A 21,065-nucleotide genomic window follows, 5' to 3' on the forward strand; every position below is an offset into this window, starting at 1 on the left:
GCCGGCCCGCAATCGCCGCAAGGCACAAGCCCAGCGGCACGCGCCGCAAGGAACGTCAATGGCGATCAACCGCCCCTACAAAGATCCGTCCGAGCTGGCGCCGATCATCCCGCTGTTCCCGCTGGAGGGGGCGCTGCTGCTGCCGCGCTGCCAGCTTCCGCTCAACGTCTTCGAGCCGCGCTATCTCACCATGGTGGATGCGGCGCTGGCGGGCCACCGCCTGATCGGCATCATCCAGACGGCGCCGGTCCAGCCGCCCCTCGCCGTGCCCGGAGCGCCGGAGATCGTGCAGGTCGGTTGCGTCGGCCGCATCACCGAGATCGCCGAGAGCGGCGACGGGCGCTACCTGATGAATCTCAGCGGCGTCGTGCGTTTCCGCGTCGTGGCGGAGGTCGATTCCGGCACGCCGTTCCGGCAGGCCCACGTCGACTACGAGCCGTTCCGCGGCGACTTCACGCCCAATCTCGGCGCCGACGCGGTGGACCGGGGCACGCTGCTGCGCACGCTCGCCGCCTATCTCGACGCCAACCAGCTCGACGCGGACTGGGAGAGCATCAAGGACGCGCCCAACGAGGCGCTGGTCAATGCGCTGGCCATGATGTCGCCCTTCGGCCCGCGCGAGAAGCAGGCGCTGCTGGAGGCCGGCAGCCTGGCCGCCCGCGCCGAGATGCTGATCGCGGTCACGCAGATGTCGATGGCCCGCACCGGCGGCGAGGGCGACGGCTCGCTGCAATAGCCACCCGCTCGCGAGGAGGCCGGCCGGTTCGAAAAAGGCGGACGAGGGACGCGGCGCCGGGGGGCGGTTGGCGTCGCATCCCTCGCCCTTTCCTCCCCGGCACGCCGGGAAGGATCGGAGCCGGCCTGTACCGCCGCCCTCTATTCCGCCGCGATGGGCGGGCGCGGGCCGGCGTGCTGGCCGGGGTGCGGCATGGCGTGCACGGTCGGCAGCACCGGCGCGGGAGCGTGCTCGTCCGGCTCGTCGCGGGCGCCGACGAAGCGCCCGAACAGGTGGGCGAACAGCCGGCCGAGATCGTCCATCAGCGTGAACACCGCCGGCACGAACACCAGCGACAGCACCGTCGAGGCGATCAGGCCGCCGATCACCGCGATCGCCATCGGCGAGCGGAAGTCGCCGCCTTCGCCGAGGCCGAGGGCGGAGGGCATCATGCCCGCCGCCATGGCGATGGTGGTCATTACGATGGGCTGGGCCCGCTTGCGGCCGGCCTCGATCAGCGCGGTGGTGCGGTCCACGCCCGCATGCACCGCCTCGATAGCGAAGTCGACCAGCAGGATCGCGTTCTTGGTCACGATGCCCATCAGCATCAGGAAGCCGATGACCACCGGCAGCGTCATCGCATTGTTGGTGAGCAGCAGCGCGATGAAGGCGCCGCCGACCGAGAGCGGCAGGGCGATGAGGATGGTGATCGGCTGCAGCACATTGGCGAACAGCAGCACCAGCACCGCCAGAACCATCAGGACGCCGGCGCCCATGGCGGTGGCGAAGCCGCCGAACACCTCGCCCATGATCTCGGCGTCGCCGGTCTCCTTCAGCATCACGCCGGCCGGCAGGTTCTTCGCGACAGGCAGCGCGTAGACCTCGGCCAGCGCCTCGCCGAGCTGGGTGTTGCCCGCCAGATCCGCCTCGATGGCGACGCGCCGGGCGCGGTCGTAGCGGTCGAGGCTGGAAGGGCCGGTGCCGAAGGAGAGATCGGCCACGGCCGAGAGCGGCACCGCGGTGCCCGCCGCCGTGCGGACCTTCAGCGTCTCGAAGGTCGAGAGCCGGGCGCGCGCCGTCTCGTCGAGCTGCACGCGGATCGGCACCTGCCGGTCGCCGGCGGAGAATTTGGCGAGGTTCTGCGACACGTCGCCAATGGTGGCGATGCGCACGGTCTGCGCGATGTCGGCGACTGAGACGCCGAGTTCGGCGGCTTCGGCGAGCTTGGGCACGACGCGCAGTTCCGGCCGCTCCAGCGCGGCGGAGGTCTGCACATTCGACAGGCCCTTCACGCTGGAGCGGATCTCCCGCTCCAGTTCCAACGCCGTCTTCTCCACCACCGCGCCGTCCGAACCGGAGAGGATGAGCGTGAACTCGCGCCCGCCCGGGCCGGCGCCGCCCGAGGCGCCGAAATTGAAGCGCAGGTCGGGGATCTCGGCGACCGCCTCACGCATGCGCATCTCGAACTGCTTCTGGGTCTCCTTGCGCTCGCCGCGCGGAACGAGATTGACGATGATGGTGGCCTTGCGCACCTCGCCGGCCCCGTTGACCGGCCCGCCGGTCGAGCCCGAGCCGGCGGTGGCGAACACGCTGGCCACTTCCGGCTGCGCCTTCAGCTTCGCCGACACCTCGTCGACGACCCGGCGCGTGGTGTCCAGCGTGGCGCCCGGCGGCAGTTCCAGCGCCAGTACAGAACGCGACACGTCGGAATTGGGGATGAAGCCGGACGGCAACAGGGTGGAGAGCCACATCGAGCCCATGAACAGCAGGATGCCCGCCGCCACGGTGAGGAAGCGGTGACGAACCGAGCGGCGCAGCAGCCCGATGTAAAGCCGCATCAGCGCGCCGTCCGGCGTCTCACGATGACCGTGGTCGCGCAGGAAATAGGCGGCCAGCATGGGCGTCAGCAGGCGCGCCACCAGCAGCGAGAACAGCACCGCCACGGCCACCGTGATGCCGAACTGGCGGAAATACTGGCCGGCAATGCCGCCCATGAAGCTGACGGGCAGGAACACCGCGACGATGGTCAGCGTGGTCGCCACCACGGCGAGGCCGATCTCGTCGGCGGCGTCGACGGCCGCGCGATAGGCCGACTTGCCCAGCCGCATGTGCCGCACGATGTTCTCGATCTCGACGATGGCGTCGTCGACGAGGATGCCGGTGACCAGCGTCACCGCCAGCAGGCTCACCCCGTTCAGCGAGAAGCCGAGCAGGTCCATGACCCAGAAGGTCGGCAGGATGGAGAGCGGAATGGCCGTCGCGGTGATGATGGTGGCGCGCCAGTCGCGCAGGAACAGCATGACCACGATGACCGCCAGCAGCGCGCCCTCGATGAGGGTGTGCATGGCCGAGCGGTAATCGGCCTGGGTGTATTTCACCGTCGAGTCGATCAGCGTGATGTCGACCTCGGGATGGCGCGCTTCCAGCGCGCGCAGCGCCTCGTCGGCCCGCTCGGCCACCACGACATCGGAGAAGCCCTTGGCGCGGTAGACGCCGAAGGCCACCACCGGCTTGCCGTCGAGCCGGGCGAAGATCCGCGGCTCGGCCGCGCCGTCGGTCACCGAGCCGAGATCGGCGAGGCGCACGTGACGTCCGCCCGGCAGGGCGATGCGGGTTTCGGCGAGGTCGGCCACCGTGGTCGCGCCGCCGAGCGTGCGGACGGATTGCTCCTGCGTGCCGATTTCGCCGCGCCCGCCGGCCAGATCGACATTGGTGGCGGCGAGCTGGCGGTTGACGTCCGCTGCCGTCACGCCGAGCGCGGCGAGCTTGTCGGGATCGAGCGAGATGCGGATCTCGCGCTCGACGCCGCCCTCGCGCTTGACCTGCGCCACGCCGCGCACGCCCTGAAGGGCGCGGATCACCGTGTCGTCGACGAACCAGGACAGCTCCTCCGGCGTCATGGCCGGTGCCGAGGCGGCATAGGTCACGATGGCCATGCCCTCGACGTCGACGCGCTGGATCAGCGGCTCCTGAATATCCTGCGGCAGCTCGGTGCGGATCTTGGTTACGGCGTCGCGCACGTCGTTGACGGCGCGGTCGACCTGCGTCTCGAGCTGGAACTCGACAACGGTGAGGGACGTGCCCTCGGTGATGGTCGAGGTGATGTGCTTGACGCCCTGCACGCCGGCGACCGAGGTCTCCACGCGCTTGGTCACCTGCGCCTCCAGCTCGCTCGGCGCGGCGCCGGGCTGGGTGATGGTGACGGAGACGATGGGCACGTCGATATTCGGCATGCGCGTGATCGGCAGCTGGTCGAAGGTGTAGAGGCCGATGGCGGTCAGCACCACGAACAGCACGATGGAGGGCACCGGCTTGCGGATCGCCCAGGCGGAGATGTTAAGGGCCATTACGCGCCGTCCCCCGTCGCGGGCGCGAGCGGCACCGGGTTCACCCGGTCGCCCTCGCGCAGGAACCCGCCGGCGCGGGCGACCACGGCATCGCCCTCCTTCACGCCCTCGCGGATCTCGATGAAACCCTCGCCGCGCAGGCCGGTCTTCACCGGCCGCAGGTGGACGGTCTCGTCCTCAACCACCAGCACGAAAGTCCCCTCGGGGCTGAACTGGACCGCCGACTGCGGCAGGGCGATGCCCTGATGGCGGGCGATCTCGATGGTGCCGCGGCCATAGGCGCCGGGGCGCAGGCGCGGGTCCTCGGGCAGGGCCACGGCGACGCGGGCAAGGCGGGTCGTCGCATCCACCTTGGCGCCGACGAGGCGCACCGAGCCGGCGAGCGGGGCTTCGAACCCGGCAGGCGTCACCGCCACCGGCAGGCCGGGCGTCACCCGCGTCAGCGCCGATTCCGGCACCTCGGCGTCGAGGTCGATGGCGCCGTCCTTCACGATGCGGAACAGCGGCTCGGCATGGGAAGAGAGCACGATGGCGCCGATGCGGGCCGAGCGCGCCGACACGATGCCCGCTTCCGGCGCCTTTATGTCGGTGCGGGCGAGGCGGACGTCGATCTCGTCGCGGTTGGCGCGGATCTGCGCCGCCTCGGCTTCGGCCGCCGTCACCATCTCCTCGGCCGCCGTCACCTGGGCGGACGTCACCTTCACCGCGCGCTCGCGCTGGTCGAGCACTTCCTGCGAGGTGGCACCGGTCTTGATCAGGGTGCGGGCGCGCTCCACCGCCGCCTCGGCTTCGGTGCGCTGGGCCAGCATCTGCTGGAGCTGCGCCTTCTGCTGGGCGATGGCGGCCTGCGCCTTGGCGGCGTTGGCGGTGTTCTGGGCGAGCAGCGTCTCCAGCGTGTCGCGCGACAGGCGGGCGAGCACCTGGCCCTTCTCGACCCGGTCGCCCTCCTCCACCAGTATATCGGTGATCTGGTAGCCGTCGATCTGCGGCCCGACCATGATCTCCTCACGCGGCACCAGCGTGCCGGTGACGGCCAGCGTCTCGATCACCTCGCGCGTGGCGGCGGGCACCACGGAGATGGTGATGCCGCGCACCTTCGCCGGCTCCGGCGCGGCGACGTCGGCCTGCGCCGGCTCGGCGAGGCTGAGCCCGCCAGCGATGCGGTCGCGGAAGGCATAGCCGGCCACGCCCACCACGATCACGGTCATGGCGAGCGCGAGCGCAATGCGGCCGCGGAAGGAGGGCGCCCGGCCGGTGCCGGGTTCGGGAGTGCCGGAAGAAGGGATCATGACGCGATGTCCGAAGGCGGGGCGGGCGAAAAGGCAGGCGTGGTGGCGGGTACGCCAGCGGGTACACCAGCGGGCGCGAGCATGCGCCCGATCAACGCGGCCAGCGCCGGCATCATGCGGTCGAGCGGCAGGTCGGGCTCGAAATTGTTGCGCAGCACCAGCCCGTCGCCGATGGCGTTGATCAGCAGCATGGCGATGTCGGGGTCGATGGAGGCGTCGATCTCGCCGCGCTCCTGCGCAGCGACGAGCAGCCTGCGGATCGCCACGTTCATCTCGTCCTCGACGGCGTCGAAGGTCGGCTTCAGCGCCGGGTTGCGCGCGGCCTCCGCGAAGATCTCCGGGCCGAGCGCCAGGCACACCATCTGCGTCTCGCCCGAGAACAGCGCCTGCCCCATCCGGGCAAGGCCCTCGACGAAACTCGGCGCACTTTCAAGGAGTTCGATGCAGCTCACCCGCACCGCGCGCTCTTCCTCCACGATGGCGATGATGATCGCCTCCTTGGAAGGGAAGTAGCGGTAGAGCGCGCCGGGGCTCATGCCGGCCTCGGCGCAGATCTCGTGCATCGAGGAGCCGTGGAAGCCGGAACGGGTGAAGCAGGCGACGGCGGCATCCAGCACGCGGCGGCGCGGGTCGGGCCGGGAGGCGGACCGCGGCGCGGGCGCGGCGGCGGCCGCGCGCGGACGGCCCGGCCCAGTGCCGGTTCCGGTGGACGGCGCGGCGCGGCTCGGGCGCTTGGCGGTGACGGTCATGCGGATTCCCGAAAAGAGCGAACGTTCGTTCGCATTTATGTCGGCGGCCCGGGTCGAGTCAAGAACGAACGTTCGTTCGCATTCTGGAGTCCGGCCCCGGAAGGCCCTCGGCACGGCCTTTCGCCGGCGGCGGCACCGCGCGGCGGCAGGCCGCGCCGAGCGGGTGCAGCATAACCCGCCGGGCCCGGAAAGGGTCTGCCGGATCGGATTATGATTAAGAGGCCGGCCGCGCTCGCGCGCCCGCAACGGCTAGCCGGCGCGCGCCACCAGCGGCAGGAACTGCGCCACCACGCGGTCATAGACCGACCGCTTGAACGGGATGATCAGCTCGGGCGTGCGCTCCAGATGCTCCCAGCGCCAGCCGGTGAATTCCGGCTTGTGCCGGCCGCCGCCGGGATGGCGCACGTCGATCTCGGCATCGTCGCCGGTGAAGCGCAGCGCCACCCATTTCTGCTTCTGGCCGCGATAGCGGCCCTTCCAGGCCTCGCGGGCGATCGGCTCCGGCAGGTCGTAGGCGAACCAGTCCGGCGCCACCGCCAGCGGCTCCACCGAGGAAACGCTGGTCTCCTCATAGAGTTCGCGCAGCGCCGCTTCCTCCGGGCTCTCGCCTTCGTCGATGCCGCCCTGCGGCATCTGCCAGGAATGATGCGCGTCGACATGCTCGGCGCCGCCGGTACGCTGGCCAATGAAGACGAGCCCGTCGCGATTGACGAGCACCACCCCGACGCAGGGGCGATAGGGAAGCTGGTCGAAGGGGATCATGCGGAAACCGGCGGAAAGGAGCGGCGGGAAACGCGGGACGCGGTGGCGGGGGCCGCCATCATGATAGGCGAAGATGACGCCCGCGCGTAGGGCGCGCGAGGGGCATTGGCCGCGCCGTCCTCAGCGGGCGAGCGGAGTGGCCTCGTCGCCGGAAAAGGCCGCCGCGTCGGCCGTGTCGAGTTCGGCCGGGGCGCCGACGATCTCGCGCTGCCCGGTCGAGGCGTCGAAGACGGTGATGGCGTCGCGGCGCTCGGCCTCGAAGCCCGGGCGCAGCATGGGCGCGTCCGCCGCCACGCCGGTCGGCAGGAGATTGCCGGCATCAAGGCCGAACAGGCTCCCCGTCGGCGCGGGCGCGTCGGCGGGACGGAAGGCATAGGCGCCGACGACGACGCCCACCATGGCGAGCCCCGCCAGAGCGAAAATGCCCACCGCCGCATAGTGCCGCGCGCTGTCCCTGCCGGCATCGTGCCCCGGCAGGGTCTGGACCGCCGCCGCCCCCGGAGGGGAGGCCGCCGGAGAGGTCGGGGCAGGCACGGCGCGAGGCGATGTCGAACTGTTCATGGCGACCTTTGTCGGCGCCGACCAAGGCAGAAGCGGGGCAGAATCAGGCACATGACGGGGCGCTGAAAAAACGAGACCCCGCTCTCGGGAAAGAGCGGGGTCCGTTGCGTCGGGGCCGGCCGGCGGGGCGCCGGCGGGCGGTCTCAGGTCGCGGTCAGTTCGGGACCGCAGCCTTGGGGTCGGCCGGATAGGCGGCGTTCTTCTGCACGCCCTGGATCAGGTCGATGGCCAGCTTGAGTTGGGTGTCGTCCTTCGGGTCCGGCGGGACATAGGCCGGCGAACCGGTCTGCTCGTCCTCGCCATTCTTCAGGTGGCCCTTGAGCGAAGCCTCGCCGCGCGTCGTCTCGACACCGGCCGCCTCGGCCTTCTCCTTGACGTCCTGCGGCACGTCCTGCACCAGCTCGATGTCCGGCTGGATGCCCTTGGCCTGGATCGAGCGGCCCGACGGCGTGTAGTAGCGCGCCGTGGTCAGCTTGATCGCGGCGTTGCCGGAAACCGGAATCACCGTCTGCACCGAGCCCTTGCCGAAGGAGAGCGAACCGAGAATGGTCGCGCGCTTGTGGTCCTGCAGCGCGCCGGCCACGATCTCCGAGGCCGAGGCGGAGCCGCCATTGACCAGCACGATCACCGGCTTGCCCTTGGCGAGGTCGCCCGGGCGCGCGTTGCGGCGCTCGGTTTCCTCGGCATTGCGCCCGCGGGTGGAGACGATCTCGCCGCGATCGAGGAAGGCGTCGGAGACGTCGATCGCCTGATCGAGCAGCCCGCCCGGATTGTTGCGCAGGTCGATGATGAAGCCCTTGAGCTTGTCCTCGCCGATCTGCTTGGTCAGGTCGGCGATGGCCTTCTTCAGGCTGTCGCCGGTCTGCTCGCTGAACGAGGTGATGCGGATATAGCCGATGTCGTCCGCCTCGACGCGCGAGCGCACCGACTTGATGTTGATGATGTCGCGCGTGAGCGTGAGCTCGAGCGGCTTGTCCTGGCCCTTGCGGATGATGGTCAGCTTGATCGGGGTAGCGACCGCGCCGCGCATCTTGTCGACGGCCTGGTTCAGGGTCAGGCCCTTCACTTCCTCGCCGTCGAGCTTGGCGATGAGATCGCCGGCCTGCACGCCCGCCTTGGCGGCCGGGGTGTCGTCGATCGGGGCGACGACCTTCACGAGGCCGTCCTCCATCGTCACCTCGATGCCGAGGCCGCCGAACTGGCCGCGCGTCTGCACCTGCATGTCGCGGAAGTCTTTCGCGTCCATGTAGGTCGAGTGCGGGTCGAGCGAGGAGAGCATGCCGTTGATGGCCGCCTCGACCAGCTTGGCGTCGTCCGGCTTCTCGACATAGTCGGCGCGCACGCGCTCGAACACGTCGCCGAACAGGTTCAGCTGACGATAAGTATCGGAGGCGGCCGCGACCGCCTGGGTCGGCTGGAGCAGCAGCCGCGGCTGGGTGGCACCGACCGCGATAAGGGCGCCGGCCGCCGCACCGAAGAGAAATACTGACGTCCTACGCATCATCCGCGTACCTTCTCGCTTTCGCTCGTCGCCCACCATGGCGCTGGATCGATCGAGATTCCATCCTTGCGGAACTCGACGTAAAGAATGGGTTGGGCGGTTCCAAGGCTGGCCGACGAAACAAGCTGCGGTCCGCGCCCCATGACCGCGACCGGCTCGCCGGACAGCACGAACTGACCCAGTTCTACGGTTATCTTATCCATCCCCGCCAAAAGAATATGGTATCCGCCGCCGGCATTGATGATCAATAGTTGGCCATAGGAGCGGAACGGGCCGGCATAGACCACCCAGCCGTCGGTCGGCGAGGCCACCTGCGCCTCGATCCGCGTGCCGAACGACACGCCCTTCTCCTGCCCGCCGTAGCTGTCCTCGGTGCCGAACGCCTTCAGCACGGCGCCGCCGACCGGCAGCGGCAGCAGGCCCTTCGCCTCGTCGAACGGCATGCCGGGGGTGAGCCGGCCGGGGTTCTGCAGCGCCGCCAGCTTGGCCGCAGCGCCTTGATCGGCGGGGGTTTGCGCCGCCTCCTGGGCCGCCTTGCGGGTGGCCGCGATCTCGGTCTCCATGCGCTGCATCAGCTCGCGCACATTGCCCGCCTCGGCGGCGAGCGTGGCGGCGCGGCTCTTCTCGCTGGCGAGCGCCGCCTCGCCCTGGTCGAGCGACTTCTTCTTCTCCTCGACGAGCGCGGCGGTGCGCCGGCGCTCCTCGGCAAGGGACAGCTTCAAATCTGCGAGAGCGTCGCGCTCGCGGGCGGTTTCCTGCCGCACGCGCTCCTGCGCGGTGAGCTCGCTGGCCAGCAGGTCGGTCTCCGCCTTCAGCTCGGGCAGCACCGCGCCGAGCAGCATGGCCGAGCGCACCGATTGCAGCGCGTCGTCCGGGCGCACCATCAGCGCCGGCGGCGGGCGGCGGCCGAGCCGCACCAGCCCGCCCAGCACCTCGGCCAGCACCTTGCGGCGGGCCTCCAGCGATTCGCGGATGTCGGCCTCCTCGCGGCCGAGCTGGAGAAGGCGCTGCTCGCTGGCGTCGAGCTTGCCCTCGGTCTCGCGCACCCGGATGGCCGTCTCCAGCAGCGCCGTGTTGAGCTTGGCGCGGTCGCCCTTCAGCGCCTCGATCTCGCGCACGAGCTGCTGCTGGGCGGCGGTGGAATCACGCAGCTCGGCGTCGATGCGCTCGATGCGCTGCTTCTGGGTGGGGCGGTCCGGGGCGGCGCCCGCCGGGGCCGGGCTGTCCTGCGCCCGCACCGGCACCGCCGCGAGCAGCCCCGCCAGGGCCGCGACGGCGAGCGCCCCGGCGCGGCAGACCGGGCGAGGCGCGGAAGTGGGGGTGCGGCGAGCGGGCATCGGCACAGGAGAGGGCGAACCGGGTTAAGCCTGAGTTAGCGCAGCCGGCGCCGCCCGCCCTCAGGCCTTGTGGTAGGGGTGGCCGGCGAGGATGGTCGTCGCGCGGTAGATCTGCTCGGCCATCATGACGCGGACGAGCTGGTGCGGAAAGGTGGCGCGCCCGAAGGCGACGAGACGGTCCGCCCGGCCGCGCGCGGCCTCGCTCAGCCCGTCGGCACCGCCGATCAGGAAACTCAGCGCCCGCACGCCACGGTCGCGCAGCGCGGCGATGTCGGCGGCGATCTCCTCGCTCGACATCTCCCGCCCGCGCGGGTCGAGCGCGATCACGGCGCCCGCCTCGGGCAGCGCGCCGATCAGCCCCGTGCCTTCCTCGCTCATGCGGTCTTCAGGCCGGCGCGCGGCACTTTCGGAAATCTCGATCACGTCGGGGCCGGAAAGGCCCAGCGACCTTCCTCCCTTGCCCGCGCGGTCGAGATAGCGCGCGCAAAGCTCCCTCTCGGGCCCGGCCTTCAGCCGGCCCACGGCAACGATTACCAGCCGCAAGGCGGCGCCTAGCCGCGCGTCAGCTTGGACGGACCACCGGGAACGGCGGCCGACCACATCTTCTCGATGTTGTAGAACCCGCGCACTTCCGGCTGGAAGACGTGGACGATGACGTCGCTGGCATCGATCAGCACCCAGTCGCAGGCCGGCATGCCTTCCATGCGCACACCCTTGACGCCACGCGCCTTGAGCGCCTCGGCGAGGTGCTCGGCGATGGCGCCGACATGGCGCTGGGAGCGGCCGGAGGCGACGACCATGTAATCGGCAATGGTCGTCTTGCCGCGCAGTTCGATGGAAACGACGTCCTCGGCCTTGTCGTCTTCGAGACGGGCCAGAACGAGGGCAAGAATCTCCTCGGCGTCGAAAGACGTTTCGGAGACAGGCGCAGTCGCCGGGCTGGAGGCGGCTGCTGCGAGCGCCATGATGGACAGGGGTCCGGATCCTCTCGTCAGTACGGCAACGGAAACGGCGGGGAGGCTCCACGCCGTTCATGCCTGTTTAAGATAGTGCGGAAGGGGGGTGTTTTTCAACCGGGGATGGGAGGAAGGCTGCGGGCCGGGGCGAGAGAGACGCGCCGCCGCGCCGCAGGCCGGTCGCGGGCACGGCCCAACCGTTCTGATTGCACGCGGCGCCGCCGTCCGCTAGACCGCTCGGATGAAAATCACCGACACCTATCAGGATCGCCAGAAGACCGCCGCTGCCGCGAAGGCGCGCATGGTCGCCCGGCTGGCCGCGCGCCCCGGCGCCGACGACCCCGCCACGCTCGAGCGAGCGGCGGAGCGCAAGGCCATCGACGAAGCCCGCACCGCGCGCCACGCCGCGCGCCGGGAGGCCGAAGCGGCAGAGGCCAGCGCCCGCGAGGAAGCGGCTCTCGCCCAGATCACGGCGGACCAGGACGCGGCGAAGGCGAAGCGCGATGCGCGGTATGCGGCGAGAAAACGCCGCACCGGCCAATAGCAGCGGGTTGCACCGATGAGCCGTCCTCCCACTCGCCGTTTTTCCGGTTCGGCCCGCGACGCTGCCGAGGCGGCCTTCAAGAGCGCCACGACGAAGCCGCCGGAGGCGCCCGCCGCCGGGCCGGCGAAGGCGCCGTCGCTGCCCAATGCCAGGGAGACGGTCTCCCTCCGGCTCGACCGCGACGTGCTGGAGCATTTCCAGGAGGAAGGCCCCGGCTGGCAGGATCGGATCAACGCCGCCCTCCGCAAGGCGGCCGGCCTGTAGAGCCTTCAGGCGGGCCCGCCTGAAGGGTTTTCCGCCGGAAGCCCCGGCAGGGAGTAGCCATGATCTCCAGACTCGAGGCCCTGCGTGCGCAGTTGCTGTCCGCGCAGCGTGAACTCATCATTGCGGCGGCGGAAAGCGGCGCCGTGCCGTCGAACAACACCCTGCGCAAGATCGCCGACATCGAGGTGGCCATCGGCGCCATCGAGACGCTGATCGACGATCAGCGCAAGCGATAGCGCGGCGGCCGGCGTCCCGTTCGACACCTGACGACATCGCAGAGAGGCGGAGCCAGCCGTGCCCTTCATGACCACGAATCCGGCACTCGGGCGCGCCCTTGCCGAGCGCGACTACAACGACCCGACCCCGGTGCAGCTGGCCGTGCTGGCGCCGGAGACGGCCGGGCGCGACCTGCTGGTGTCGGCGCAGACCGGCTCCGGCAAGACCGTGGCTTATGGCCTCGCCATGGCGGAAACCCTGCTCGGCACCGATGAGCGCTTCGGGCCGGCCGCCGCGCCGCAGGCCCTCGTGGTCGCCCCTACCCGCGAGCTCGCCTTGCAGGTGCAGCGCGAATTCGCGTGGCTCTACACGGCGACCGACGCCCGCATCGTCGCCTGCGTCGGCGGCATGGACCCGCGCCAGGAGCAGCGCCTTCTCAATCAGGGCGCCCATATCGTCGTCGGCACGCCCGGGCGTCTGCGCGACCATCTGGAGCGCGGCCGGCTCGACATCTCCGCGGTGCGGGTGGTGGTGCTGGACGAAGCCGACGAGATGCTGGACCTCGGCTTCCGCGAGGATCTCGAATTCATCCTCAACGCCACGCCCGCCGAGCGGCGCAGCCTGCTATTCTCGGCCACCCTGCCGCGCGGCATCAGCGCGCTCGCCAAGCGCTACCAGCGGGACGCGCTGCGCATCGACATCACCGGTGCGGAAGGCGGGCACGCCGACATCGAATATCGCGCCCTGCGCATCGCGCCGAAGCAGATGGAGCACGTCGCGATCAACGTGCTCCGCTTCTACGACGCGCCGAGCGCCATCGTGTTCTGCAACACGCGCGAGGCGGTGCGCCACCTGCACGCCATGCTGCAGGAGCGCCAGTTCTCCGCCGTCGCCCTGTCGGGCGAGCTCAGCCAGAACGAGCGCAACCTCGCGCTCCAGTCGCTGCGCGACGGCCGCGCGCGGGTCTGCGTCGCCACCGACGTCGCCGCACGCGGCATCGACCTGCCGAGCCTCGGCCTCGTCATCCATGCCGAGCTGCCGAACGATGCCGAAAGCCTCCAGCACCGCAGCGGCCGCACCGGGCGCGCCGGCCGCAAGGGCATCAGCGTGCTGCTGGTCCCGCCCGCCCGCCGCCGCCGGGCGCAGGACCTGCTGGCCGGCCTCGGCGTCGCCGCGACCTGGTCCGGCCCGCCCACCGCCGACGAGATCCGCGCGCTCGACCATGAGCGCATGCTGGTCGACCCGCTGCTGACCGAGGCGCCGGGCGAGGACGATGCCGCCGCCGCCCGCACGCTGCTCGCCACGCATTCGGCCGAGCACCTCGCCGCCGCGCTGGCGCGGATGTACCGGGCCAGCCTGCCGGCCCCGGAAGAGGTGGAAGACCCCGGCGAGCCGCGCAGCGCCCGCGAGCGTCCCGTCCGGGGCGCGTTCGACGGCCCGGTGGCCGCCGGCGAGAGCGCGTGGTTCCGCCTCACCATCGGCCGCCGCCAGAATGCCGATCCGAAATGGCTGCTGCCGCTGATCTGCCGGCGCGGGAATGTGACGCGCCGGGACATCGGCGCCATCCGCATCTTCGACGAGGAAACCGCCTTCGAGGTCGGCCTCGCCGCCGTCGAGCGCTTCAGCAAGGCGGCGGGCCGGCCGGACAGTTCCGGCGCGCTCATCGAGCCGCTGGAAGGCCCGCCCCCGGCGGGCGGGCCCCGGTCGGGCGGAAGCCGGCCGGGCGGCGCCCGGTCCGGTGCCGACAGGCCCGGCAGGGACAGCCCGCGCGCGGACGCGCCCGGCGGGACGCGCAGCGAGGGCTGGACCCCGCTGCCCCGCGAGCGGCCGGCGCCCTACAAGGCTCCCTACAAGCCGGCGCGTGACGACAGGCCCGAAACCACGCGACCCGAGACCACACGACCCGAACCGACGCGCCCCGAGACGCGGCAGCCCGAGGCCGCGCGGCCCGCCCCCGACCGCCCGGCGCGACCGGCTCCCCGCTACGAGCGGACACGGGACGACACGCCGCGCCGCCCCGAAGGCGCGCGCGCCGAGCGCCGCGATGCCCCCGCCGGCCCGCCCGCCGGAGAGTTCAAGGGCAAGCCCAAGGGGGCGCCAAAGGGCGCATTCAAGGGCGCGCACAAGGCCGGGTCCAAGGGTGCGCCTGCGGGAGCCCCCACCGGCGCAGCCAAGGGAAAGCCCAAGGGACTCTCCAAGGGCAAGCCGAAGGGCAAGCCCAACGGAAAGCCGCCGCGACGCGGCCACGACTGACGCACCCTGCGCGTATGGCGCGGGCTGGCATCCGTCCGGAGGCGATGCGGCCTCAGGCCTGCCGGACGATGGCGCCGATCGCATTGACGAGAAGGCGCGCGGCGGTCAGCGCCGACAGACCATCCATGTCGGCGGGCGGGTAAAGCTCGACCAGATCGAAGCCCGCGATCCTCGCCTTTCGGCCCAGTCCCGCGATCAGGTCTATCGTCTGCGTGTAGGTGAGGCCGCCGGGTGTACGCGCCGCCACGCCCGGCATGATGCCGGGATCGAGCCCGTCGCAATCGAGGGTGACAACCACGCGCGCACCGTCGGGAATATGCCGGAGAGCGGCGTCGATTCCCCGGGCGTGAACCTCGCGGGCGGTCACGAGGCGGCTGCCATAATGGCGGGCGGCTGCCATTTCGGCCGGGCCTGCGCTGCCGACGCTGCGCAGGCCGACCTGCACGATGCCGGCGACATGCGCCATCTCGCTCGCCCGGCGCATGGGGCTGGAATAGCCGTGGCGTTCGCCGTTCACCTCGTCGCGCCAGTCGATATGGGCGTCGATCTGCAGGATCCAGACCGGACCGTGACCGGCAAATCCGCCAAAGAAGGGAATGGGCACGGAATCGTCGCCGCCAAGCAGGATCGGCACGGACGGCATGGCGAGTATCGCGCGCGTCCTCTCCTCGATCCGGGCCCGGTTGCCGGCATTGTCGTGCATGCGGGTCGGCACGTCGCCGCTGTCGACGCAGGAGACGGGCCCGCCGTCGAACAGCGGGCCGCCGAGGTCGAAATCCCAGTGCTCGATCAGCGGGGCATCGTCCTGGCTCGCCGCCCGGATGGCGGCGGCGGCCAGGGCATGGCCGCGACTGTCCTTGCCGGGATAGGTGCTGCCATGGCCGGCGCCGAAGATCACCGCGCGGGGCACGCGGCCACCGGCGAGGCGATCGGGAAGGCCGAGGAAGGAAGGCGCGGCGGTCATTTCCCGGGTTTCCTATCGTGCGTGGCCGACATTCGGCGGCGGGTAGGCGGGATGGACGCCCCCCTACCCGCCCGCCGCCCGCAACTGCGTCGAGGACATCGACGATTTCAGCCCGTGCAGGAACACCCAGGCGGGCGGGGGCAGGGTGGCGAGGCGGGGGCCTCGTGCTCGGGGCGGCGCCAGCGGGCCAGCGCGTGGGCGGCCGGCGAGCCCATGGCCGGCAGGGTGCAGCCGGCGCGGTCCACCACGGCGATCGGCACCAGCCGGGCGAGGGCCTGCCAGTGCTGCCAGCGGTGGAAGGAGGCGAGGTTGTCCGCCCCCATGATCCAGACGAAATGCACCTGCGGAAAGCGGCGCACCAGCGCGGCCACGGTGTCGTAGCTGTAGCGCGTGCCGAGCCCCGCCTCGAGCCCGGTCGGCACCAGCGCCGGGTGGCGGGCAATGGCGCGGGCCTGCGCCAGCCGCACCGCCAGCGGCGGCAGCCGGCCATTGTCCTTCAGCGGGTTGCCGGGCGTGACCAGCCACCACACGCGGTCGAGCCCGAGGCGCTTCAGCGCCATCAGGCTCACCGCGCGATGGGCGGCATGGGCCGGGTTGAAGCTGCCGCCATACAGGCCGATGCGCAGGCCCGGCGCCAGCGGCGGAAGGCGCGCCTCGGCCGGCAGCGCCTCGGTCACGGCCGGATCTGGCCGGTGCCGCGCACCCGGTACTTGAAGGAGGTGAGCTGCTCGGCGCCCACCGGCCCGCGCGCATGCATGCGCCCGGTCGCGATGCCGATCTCGCCGCCGAAGCCGAATTCGCCGCCATCGGCGAACTGGGTCGAGGCGTTGTGCACCACGATGGCGGAATCGACCTCGTTCAGAAAGGTCTCGGCCGCCGCCGCGTCCTCGGTCAGGATGGCGTCGGTGTGGTGCGAGCCATAGGTCTCGATATGGTCGATGGCGGCCTTCACCCCGTCGACCAGCTTCACCGCGATCACCGCGTCGAGATATTCGGTGCGCCAGTCCTCCTCGCTCGCCGGCGTCACGCGCGGATCGACCGCCTGCGCCGCCGGATCGCCATGCACCGCACAGCCCTCGTCGAGCAGCATGGTGACGAGGGGGGCGAGCAGGCGCCCGGCATCGGCGGCATCGACCAGCAGCGTCTCGGCCGCCCCGCACACGCTGGTGCGGCGCAGCTTGGCGTTGCGCACGATGGTCAGCGCCTTGCCGAGATCGGCGCCCTTGTCGACATAGACGTGCACGATGCCTTCCAGATGCGCGAAGACCGGCACCCGCGCCTCGCTCTGCACCCGGGCCACGAGGCTTTTTCCCCCACGCGGCACGATGACGTCGACCGTGCCGCCGAGCCCGGCGAGCATCTCGCCCACCGCGGCGCGGTCGCGGGTGGGCACGAGCTGGATGGCGTCGGCCGGCAGACCGGCGGAGACCAGCCCCTCCACCATGGCGGCATGGATGGCGCGCGAGGAATTGAAGCTGTCCGAGCCGCCGCGCAGGATCACCGCATTGCCCGCCTTCAGGCACAGGCTGCCGGCATCCGCCGTCACATTGGGCCGGCTCTCATAGATGACGCCGACCACGCCGAGCGGCGTGCGCACGCGCTCCAGCCGAAGGCCGTTCGGCCGCTCCCAGCTCTCCGTCACCTTGCCGACCGGATCGGGCAGCGCGGCGATCTCCTCGACGCCGCGCGCGGTGGCTTCCAGCCGGGCCGCGTTCAGGGTCAGGCGGTCGAGCATGGAGCCGCTCATGCCGGCGGCCGTGGCGGCCTCCACGTCTTGCGCATTGGCGGCGAGGATGTCGCCGGCATGGGCGCGGATCGCGGCGGCGGCGGCCATCAGCCCGGCGCTCTTGGCCGGCGCGGAGGCCAGCGCCAGCGTGCGGGCGGCGGCGCGGGCGCGGGCGCCGATCTCCAGCATCAGCGCCGGCACGTCCTCGCCCTGCGGGCCGCGCGGCACCGGCGCGCCGGGAAGGTTCCCGGTGGCGGGGGCGGCGCGCAGGGCAGAGGTCGCGGACATGGCTTCTCTCGCAGGTCACGAAAAGGGGTCTTGAAACGGGCGACCTGTCTAGCACAGACGCCCGCCCTCGCGCCAAAACGAAATGGCGGCGGGCGGCGCGGGGCAGGTCGCAGTTTTACCAATGCGACCGGAAAGGCTTGCCATTTTCCGCCCGGCATCCGATGTGACGGCGAGCCTGTCCGCGATCCGCCCGCGGCGGCGACGCCGCCGATCCGCCGCCGCGAGGAGACCCGAACTCTTGTTGCGCGCCTTCGACATCGCCTGGGATGCCTTCTGGCGCTTCGTCGAGGACGACGGATGGGCGATTTCCAGCCATATCGCGCTGTCGGCGCTGATGTCGCTGTTCCCCTTCCTCATCTTCGTCACCGCGCTGGCGGCGTTCTTCGATTTCCGGAACCTCGCCGACGAGACCGTGCAGCTCATGCTGGAGGCGTGGCCGGCGCAGGTGGCCGAGCCGATCGGGCGCGAGATCCGCAACGTGCTGACCCAGGTGCGCACCGACGTGCTGACCATCGGTGTCGTGCTGGCGATCTACTTCTCCTCCAACGGCATCGAGAGCCTGCGCATCGGGCTCAACCGCGCCTATGGCGTGCGCGAGGGCCGCGCCTGGTACTGGCTGCGCCTCGAATCCATCGGCTATGTCGTGGTCGGCGCCGCCGGGCTGCTGGCGCTGTCCTTCCTCGTCGTGCTCGGCCCGGTGCTGTGGCTGGCGGCGGTGCGCTGGGTGCCGGCGCTGGCGCCGTTCGGCTGGGTCATCACCTTCCTGCGCTACGCGGCGACCTCGGCCATCCTCATCGTGGCGCTGGTGGTGGCGCATATGTGGCTGCCCTCCGGCCGGCGCACGCTGGCCGAGGTGGCGCCCGGCATCATGGTGACGCTCGGCCTGTGGCTGGCCGCCGGCGCCGCCTTCGGGCGCTATCTCGCCGAATTCGCCAACAACTACGTCACCACCTATGCCGGCCTCGCCTCGGTGATGATCGCCCTGATCTTCCTCTACACCACCGCCTCGATCTTCGTTTACGGCGGCGAACTCAACGCCGCGATCCGCCGGGCGCGCGAAAACCGCTACTGAACCGCCGCCGCGCCGCCCGCCGGCGGAACCCGCGCCCCGGTCTCCCGCTTGACCAGGGTCAAGGCGGGCGCCCCGTCCGCCCTGTGCAATGGCGTGGACGCCGGAGACTGCCGGCGAGGAGGTGCCCAATGACAAGCAACAGCAAGCTCAGGATCGAGGCCGGCACGTGGGTCGTTGTCTGCGACGGGCGCAAGGCGCTGATCCTGCGCAATGAGGGCGACGCCATGTTTCCGAACCTGCGCACCCGCGAGGTGCACGAGCAGGACAACCCGCCGACCCGCGAGCAGGGCACCGACGCGCCCGGCCGCGTGCACGAATCGGCGAGCGCCGCGCGTTCCTCGGTCGAGACGACCGACTGGCACGACGAGGCCGAGCGCGCCTTCCTGCGCAAGGTGGCCCATCGCCTCGACGCCGCCGTGGCGGGCGGCGAGGCGCGCCGGCTGATCCTCGTCGCCCCGCCGCGCGCGCTCGGCGCCCTGCGCCCGATGCTCGGCAAGGCGGCGCACGAGGCGGTCGCCGCCGAGGTGGACCGCGACCTCGTGAAGATGCCCGTGCACGAGATCGAAAAGCATCTCGCCGCCTGATCCCGCGCCACCCCCGGCGCAACCTTGCAACGTCGTGCGAATTTCCAACCTCGCGAAAGCGTTCTACGCTGTCCCGTCCCGGCTGCCGCCGGGGCGGGGCTTTGCTGTGGGGGCGGCGCCATGTGGGATTTCTCGGTCGCGACGACGATCGCGCTGGTGCTGCGCACCTGGCCCTTCGTGCTGCTGCGCCTCGTCGTCCATGTCGGCATCGCCTTCGGCTTCATCGCCGGCACCGGCGCGGGAGCGGGCATCGGCTGGGCCATCGGCCTCGCCTTTGGCGAAGATGGCGAGATCACCGGCGCGCTGATCGGCGCCCTCGCCGGCTTCGGCCTCGTCTGCGGCGTGCTGTGGTGGGTGCGCCAATATCTGATCTATCTGGTCAAGGCCGGCCATGTGGCGGCGATGGACGCGCTGCTGCGCGGCGGCACCCTCCCCGGCGGGCAGGACCAGATCTCCTATGCCGTCGCCATGGTGAAGGCGCGTTTCCTCGAAGTGAACCTCCTGTTCGGCCTCGACCTGCTCATTCGCGGCGTGGTGCGCGCGCTGGTCGGCATCCTCAACCTCGTGACCGGCTGGATTCCCGGATTCAAGACGCTGAACGACTTCGTCAGTGCGGTCCTGAAGATCGCGCTCGGCCTCGTCGACGAGGTGATCCTCGCCTACATCATCCGCCGCGAGGGTGAGCCACCGGCGCAGGCGGCGCGCGACGGGCTGGTGCTCTACGCCCAGAATGCGGGCGCACTCATCCGCAACGCGGTGTGGATCGCGCTGTTCGAATATGCCGCCACCGCGCTCATCTTCCTGTTCCTGCTCGGCCCCGCCATCGGCCTCGCCTATGCGCTGCCGGGCGGGCTCACCGGCTTCGGGGTGGTGTTCGCCGCCATCCTCGCCTGGGCGCTGAAGGCGGCGCTGATCGAGCCGCTGTCCATCGCCGCGCTGCTGCAAGCCTACGACATCGCCATTCGCGGCCAGACCCCGGACCCGGACTGGACGGCGCGGCTCGACGGCGCCTCCTCGGCCTTCCGCGACCTCGCCGCGCGGTTCCCGTCCGGCCGCCGCGCGCCCTGGGGCCCCGGCCCGGCGGGTACCGATCCCGCCGCCCCGGCGTAAAAGAGGGCCGGCGTGAAAAGGGTGCGGCACGGGACCGCGCGGCGTGAACCGTCGCGGCGCCCGCGCGTATAAGATGGCACGTTCGCGCTTCGATTCCCCGGCCGGAGGAACCGCATGAAGACCCTCTCCTTCTTCCGCCTCGTCGTCGCGGTCGGGCTGTGCCTCGCCGTCGGTGCGGTCGGCTCGCTCGCCACCACGCCGAAGATCCCGACCTGGTATGCCGGCCTCGCCAAGCCGACCTGGACGCCGCCCGACGCGGTGTTCCCCATCGCCTGGACCACGCTCTACGTGCTGATGGCGGTGGCGCTCTGGCGGCTCTGGCAGCTTCACGCGCCCTCGCCGGAGCGGCGGAGGGCGGTCCTGCTATGGTTCGTGCAGCTCGCGCTCAACGCGATCTGGTCGCCGGTGTTCTTCGGGATGGAGGCGCCGGGAGCCGCGCTCGTCGTGGTGATCGCGCTCTGGCTCGCCATCGCCGCCACCCTCTGGGCGAGCGCGCGGATCGACCGCATGGCGGCCTGGCTGCTGGCCCCCTATCTGGCGTGGGTATCCTATGCGACAGCACTCAATGCTGCCATTGTCGCCCTGAACTGAAGGCTCCCGCGAGCCCGGAGACCCCCGATGGACGTCGTCACCATCGCCAAATTCATCATCCTGCCGATCGCGCTGGGCTCGGTCGCGCTGGTCCTCGTGCTCGGCCTCGCCAACATGGCGCGCGGCGGCTCGCCCCTCCTGTCGCAGAAGCTGATGCAGTGGCGCGTGCTGCTGCAGGCGGTGGCGCTGTGCTTCGTGCTCGCCACCATCATCCTGATGAATCACAGCTAATTCCC

Annotated in this window: 21 protein-coding genes and 1 pseudogene; 10 read left to right on the forward strand and 12 right to left on the reverse strand. The window is 71.2% G+C overall.

The features are described 5' to 3' along the window. Positions 1-58 precede the first annotated feature (58 nt). Complete coding sequence (locus GBB76_RS11260) at positions 59-736, forward strand: LON peptidase substrate-binding domain-containing protein (RefSeq protein ID WP_152303386.1); 678 nt, start codon at positions 59-61, stop codon at positions 734-736. Positions 737-876: 140 nt separating this feature from the next. Here GBB76_RS11260 and GBB76_RS11265 read toward each other — a convergent pair whose 3' ends face one another. The 9 genes from GBB76_RS11265 to rsfS all read right to left on the reverse strand — a co-directional run bounded on the left by GBB76_RS11265 (position 877) and on the right by rsfS (position 11,226). Then, complete coding sequence (locus GBB76_RS11265; protein WP_152303387.1) at positions 877-4,062, reverse strand: efflux RND transporter permease subunit; 3,186 nt, start codon at positions 4,060-4,062, stop codon at positions 877-879. Beyond that, positions 4,062-5,351 (reverse strand): efflux RND transporter periplasmic adaptor subunit, encoded by a 1,290-nt coding sequence (locus tag GBB76_RS11270; protein WP_152303388.1) that lies wholly within the window; start codon positions 5,349-5,351, stop codon positions 4,062-4,064. The genes GBB76_RS11265 and GBB76_RS11270 overlap by 1 nt, the downstream gene beginning before the upstream one ends. After that, on the reverse strand, positions 5,348-6,100 hold the full coding sequence (locus GBB76_RS11275; RefSeq protein ID WP_152303389.1) for a TetR/AcrR family transcriptional regulator: 753 nt from the start codon (positions 6,098-6,100) through the stop codon (positions 5,348-5,350). The genes GBB76_RS11270 and GBB76_RS11275 overlap by 4 nt, the downstream gene beginning before the upstream one ends. A gap of 249 nt (positions 6,101-6,349) precedes the next feature. Next, the gene (locus GBB76_RS11280; RefSeq protein ID WP_152303390.1) at positions 6,350-6,862 is read right to left on the reverse strand and encodes an RNA pyrophosphohydrolase; all 513 of its coding nucleotides are present in this window, start codon (positions 6,860-6,862) and stop codon (positions 6,350-6,352) included. 120 nt (positions 6,863-6,982) lie between these two features. Continuing rightward, on the reverse strand, positions 6,983-7,423 hold the full coding sequence (locus tag GBB76_RS11285) for a hypothetical protein (RefSeq protein WP_152303391.1): 441 nt from the start codon (positions 7,421-7,423) through the stop codon (positions 6,983-6,985). Positions 7,424-7,577: 154 nt separating this feature from the next. Beyond that, positions 7,578-8,927: a S41 family peptidase gene (locus GBB76_RS11290; protein WP_152303392.1), complete on the reverse strand. Its 1,350-nt coding sequence runs from the start codon at positions 8,925-8,927 to the stop codon at positions 7,578-7,580. Then, the gene (locus tag GBB76_RS11295; RefSeq protein WP_152304847.1) at positions 8,924-10,261 is read right to left on the reverse strand and encodes a murein hydrolase activator EnvC; all 1,338 of its coding nucleotides are present in this window, start codon (positions 10,259-10,261) and stop codon (positions 8,924-8,926) included. Before GBB76_RS11295 ends, GBB76_RS11290 begins: the two co-directional genes overlap by 4 nt. A 60-nt stretch (positions 10,262-10,321) precedes the next feature. After that, positions 10,322-10,804, reverse strand: a complete 483-nt coding sequence (gene rlmH / locus GBB76_RS11300; protein ID WP_152303393.1) for a 23S rRNA (pseudouridine(1915)-N(3))-methyltransferase RlmH — start codon at positions 10,802-10,804, stop codon at positions 10,322-10,324. 8 nt (positions 10,805-10,812) lie between these two features. Beyond that, a complete protein-coding gene (gene rsfS / locus GBB76_RS11305; RefSeq protein ID WP_152303394.1) occupies positions 10,813-11,226 on the reverse strand; it encodes a ribosome silencing factor in 414 nt (137 codons plus the stop codon). Positions 11,227-11,458: 232 nt separating this feature from the next. On the opposite strand from rsfS, the gene GBB76_RS11310 reads away from it, so the two are divergent. The 4 genes from GBB76_RS11310 (at position 11,459) to GBB76_RS11320 (ending at position 14,494) form a co-directional block, all read left to right on the forward strand. Further along, entirely contained in the window at positions 11,459-11,761 is a 303-nt protein-coding gene (locus GBB76_RS11310) for a DUF6481 family protein (protein ID WP_152303395.1), read from the forward strand. 15 nt (positions 11,762-11,776) lie between these two features. After that, positions 11,777-12,025, forward strand: a complete 249-nt coding sequence (locus GBB76_RS11315) for a BrnA antitoxin family protein (RefSeq protein WP_152303396.1) — start codon at positions 11,777-11,779, stop codon at positions 12,023-12,025. Between the two features lie 59 nt (positions 12,026-12,084). Beyond that, positions 12,085-12,261, forward strand: a complete 177-nt coding sequence (locus tag GBB76_RS18760; RefSeq protein ID WP_202911083.1) for a hypothetical protein — start codon at positions 12,085-12,087, stop codon at positions 12,259-12,261. A gap of 67 nt (positions 12,262-12,328) precedes the next feature. After that, positions 12,329-14,494 carry a DEAD/DEAH box helicase gene (locus GBB76_RS11320; RefSeq protein WP_152303397.1) on the forward strand — a complete coding sequence of 722 codons (2,166 nt, stop codon included), beginning with the start codon at positions 12,329-12,331 and terminating at the stop codon, positions 14,492-14,494. Positions 14,495-14,546: 52 nt separating this feature from the next. Here the strand turns inward: GBB76_RS11320 and GBB76_RS11325 are convergent, their stop codons facing one another. The 3 genes and pseudogenes from GBB76_RS11325 to GBB76_RS11335 all read right to left on the reverse strand — a co-directional run bounded on the left by GBB76_RS11325 (position 14,547) and on the right by GBB76_RS11335 (position 17,373). Beyond that, positions 14,547-15,458, reverse strand: coding sequence for an agmatinase (locus GBB76_RS11325; protein WP_152303398.1), 912 nt, complete (start codon positions 15,456-15,458; stop codon positions 14,547-14,549). A 63-nt stretch (positions 15,459-15,521) separates the two neighbouring features. Beyond that, a pseudogene (locus tag GBB76_RS11330) lies at positions 15,522-16,135 on the reverse strand (nicotinate-nucleotide adenylyltransferase). Continuing rightward, entirely contained in the window at positions 16,132-17,373 is a 1,242-nt protein-coding gene (locus GBB76_RS11335; protein ID WP_246669119.1) for a glutamate-5-semialdehyde dehydrogenase, read from the reverse strand. The pseudogene GBB76_RS11330 and the gene GBB76_RS11335 overlap by 4 nt, the downstream one beginning before the upstream one ends. Positions 17,374-17,710: 337 nt before the next feature. Here GBB76_RS11335 and GBB76_RS11340 point away from each other — a divergent pair, with 337 nt between their 5' ends. The 5 genes from GBB76_RS11340 (at position 17,711) to GBB76_RS11360 (ending at position 21,060) form a co-directional block, all read left to right on the forward strand. Continuing rightward, entirely contained in the window at positions 17,711-18,544 is an 834-nt protein-coding gene (locus GBB76_RS11340; RefSeq protein WP_152303400.1) for a YihY/virulence factor BrkB family protein, read from the forward strand. 128 nt (positions 18,545-18,672) lie between these two features. Then, the gene (locus GBB76_RS11345) at positions 18,673-19,128 is read left to right on the forward strand and encodes a host attachment protein (protein WP_152303401.1); all 456 of its coding nucleotides are present in this window, start codon (positions 18,673-18,675) and stop codon (positions 19,126-19,128) included. A gap of 120 nt (positions 19,129-19,248) precedes the next feature. Then, a complete protein-coding gene (locus tag GBB76_RS11350; RefSeq protein ID WP_202911084.1) occupies positions 19,249-20,238 on the forward strand; it encodes a hypothetical protein in 990 nt (329 codons plus the stop codon). A 114-nt stretch (positions 20,239-20,352) separates the two neighbouring features. Further along, positions 20,353-20,829 carry a TspO/MBR family protein gene (locus GBB76_RS11355; protein WP_152303402.1) on the forward strand — a complete coding sequence of 159 codons (477 nt, stop codon included), beginning with the start codon at positions 20,353-20,355 and terminating at the stop codon, positions 20,827-20,829. Between the two features lie 27 nt (positions 20,830-20,856). Then, entirely contained in the window at positions 20,857-21,060 is a 204-nt protein-coding gene (locus tag GBB76_RS11360) for a twin transmembrane helix small protein (RefSeq protein ID WP_152303403.1), read from the forward strand. Positions 21,061-21,065: the final 5 nt, after the last annotated feature.

Source organism: Ancylobacter sp. TS-1 (assembly GCF_009223885.1).
Classification (GTDB): Bacteria; Pseudomonadota; Alphaproteobacteria; order Rhizobiales; family Xanthobacteraceae; genus Ancylobacter.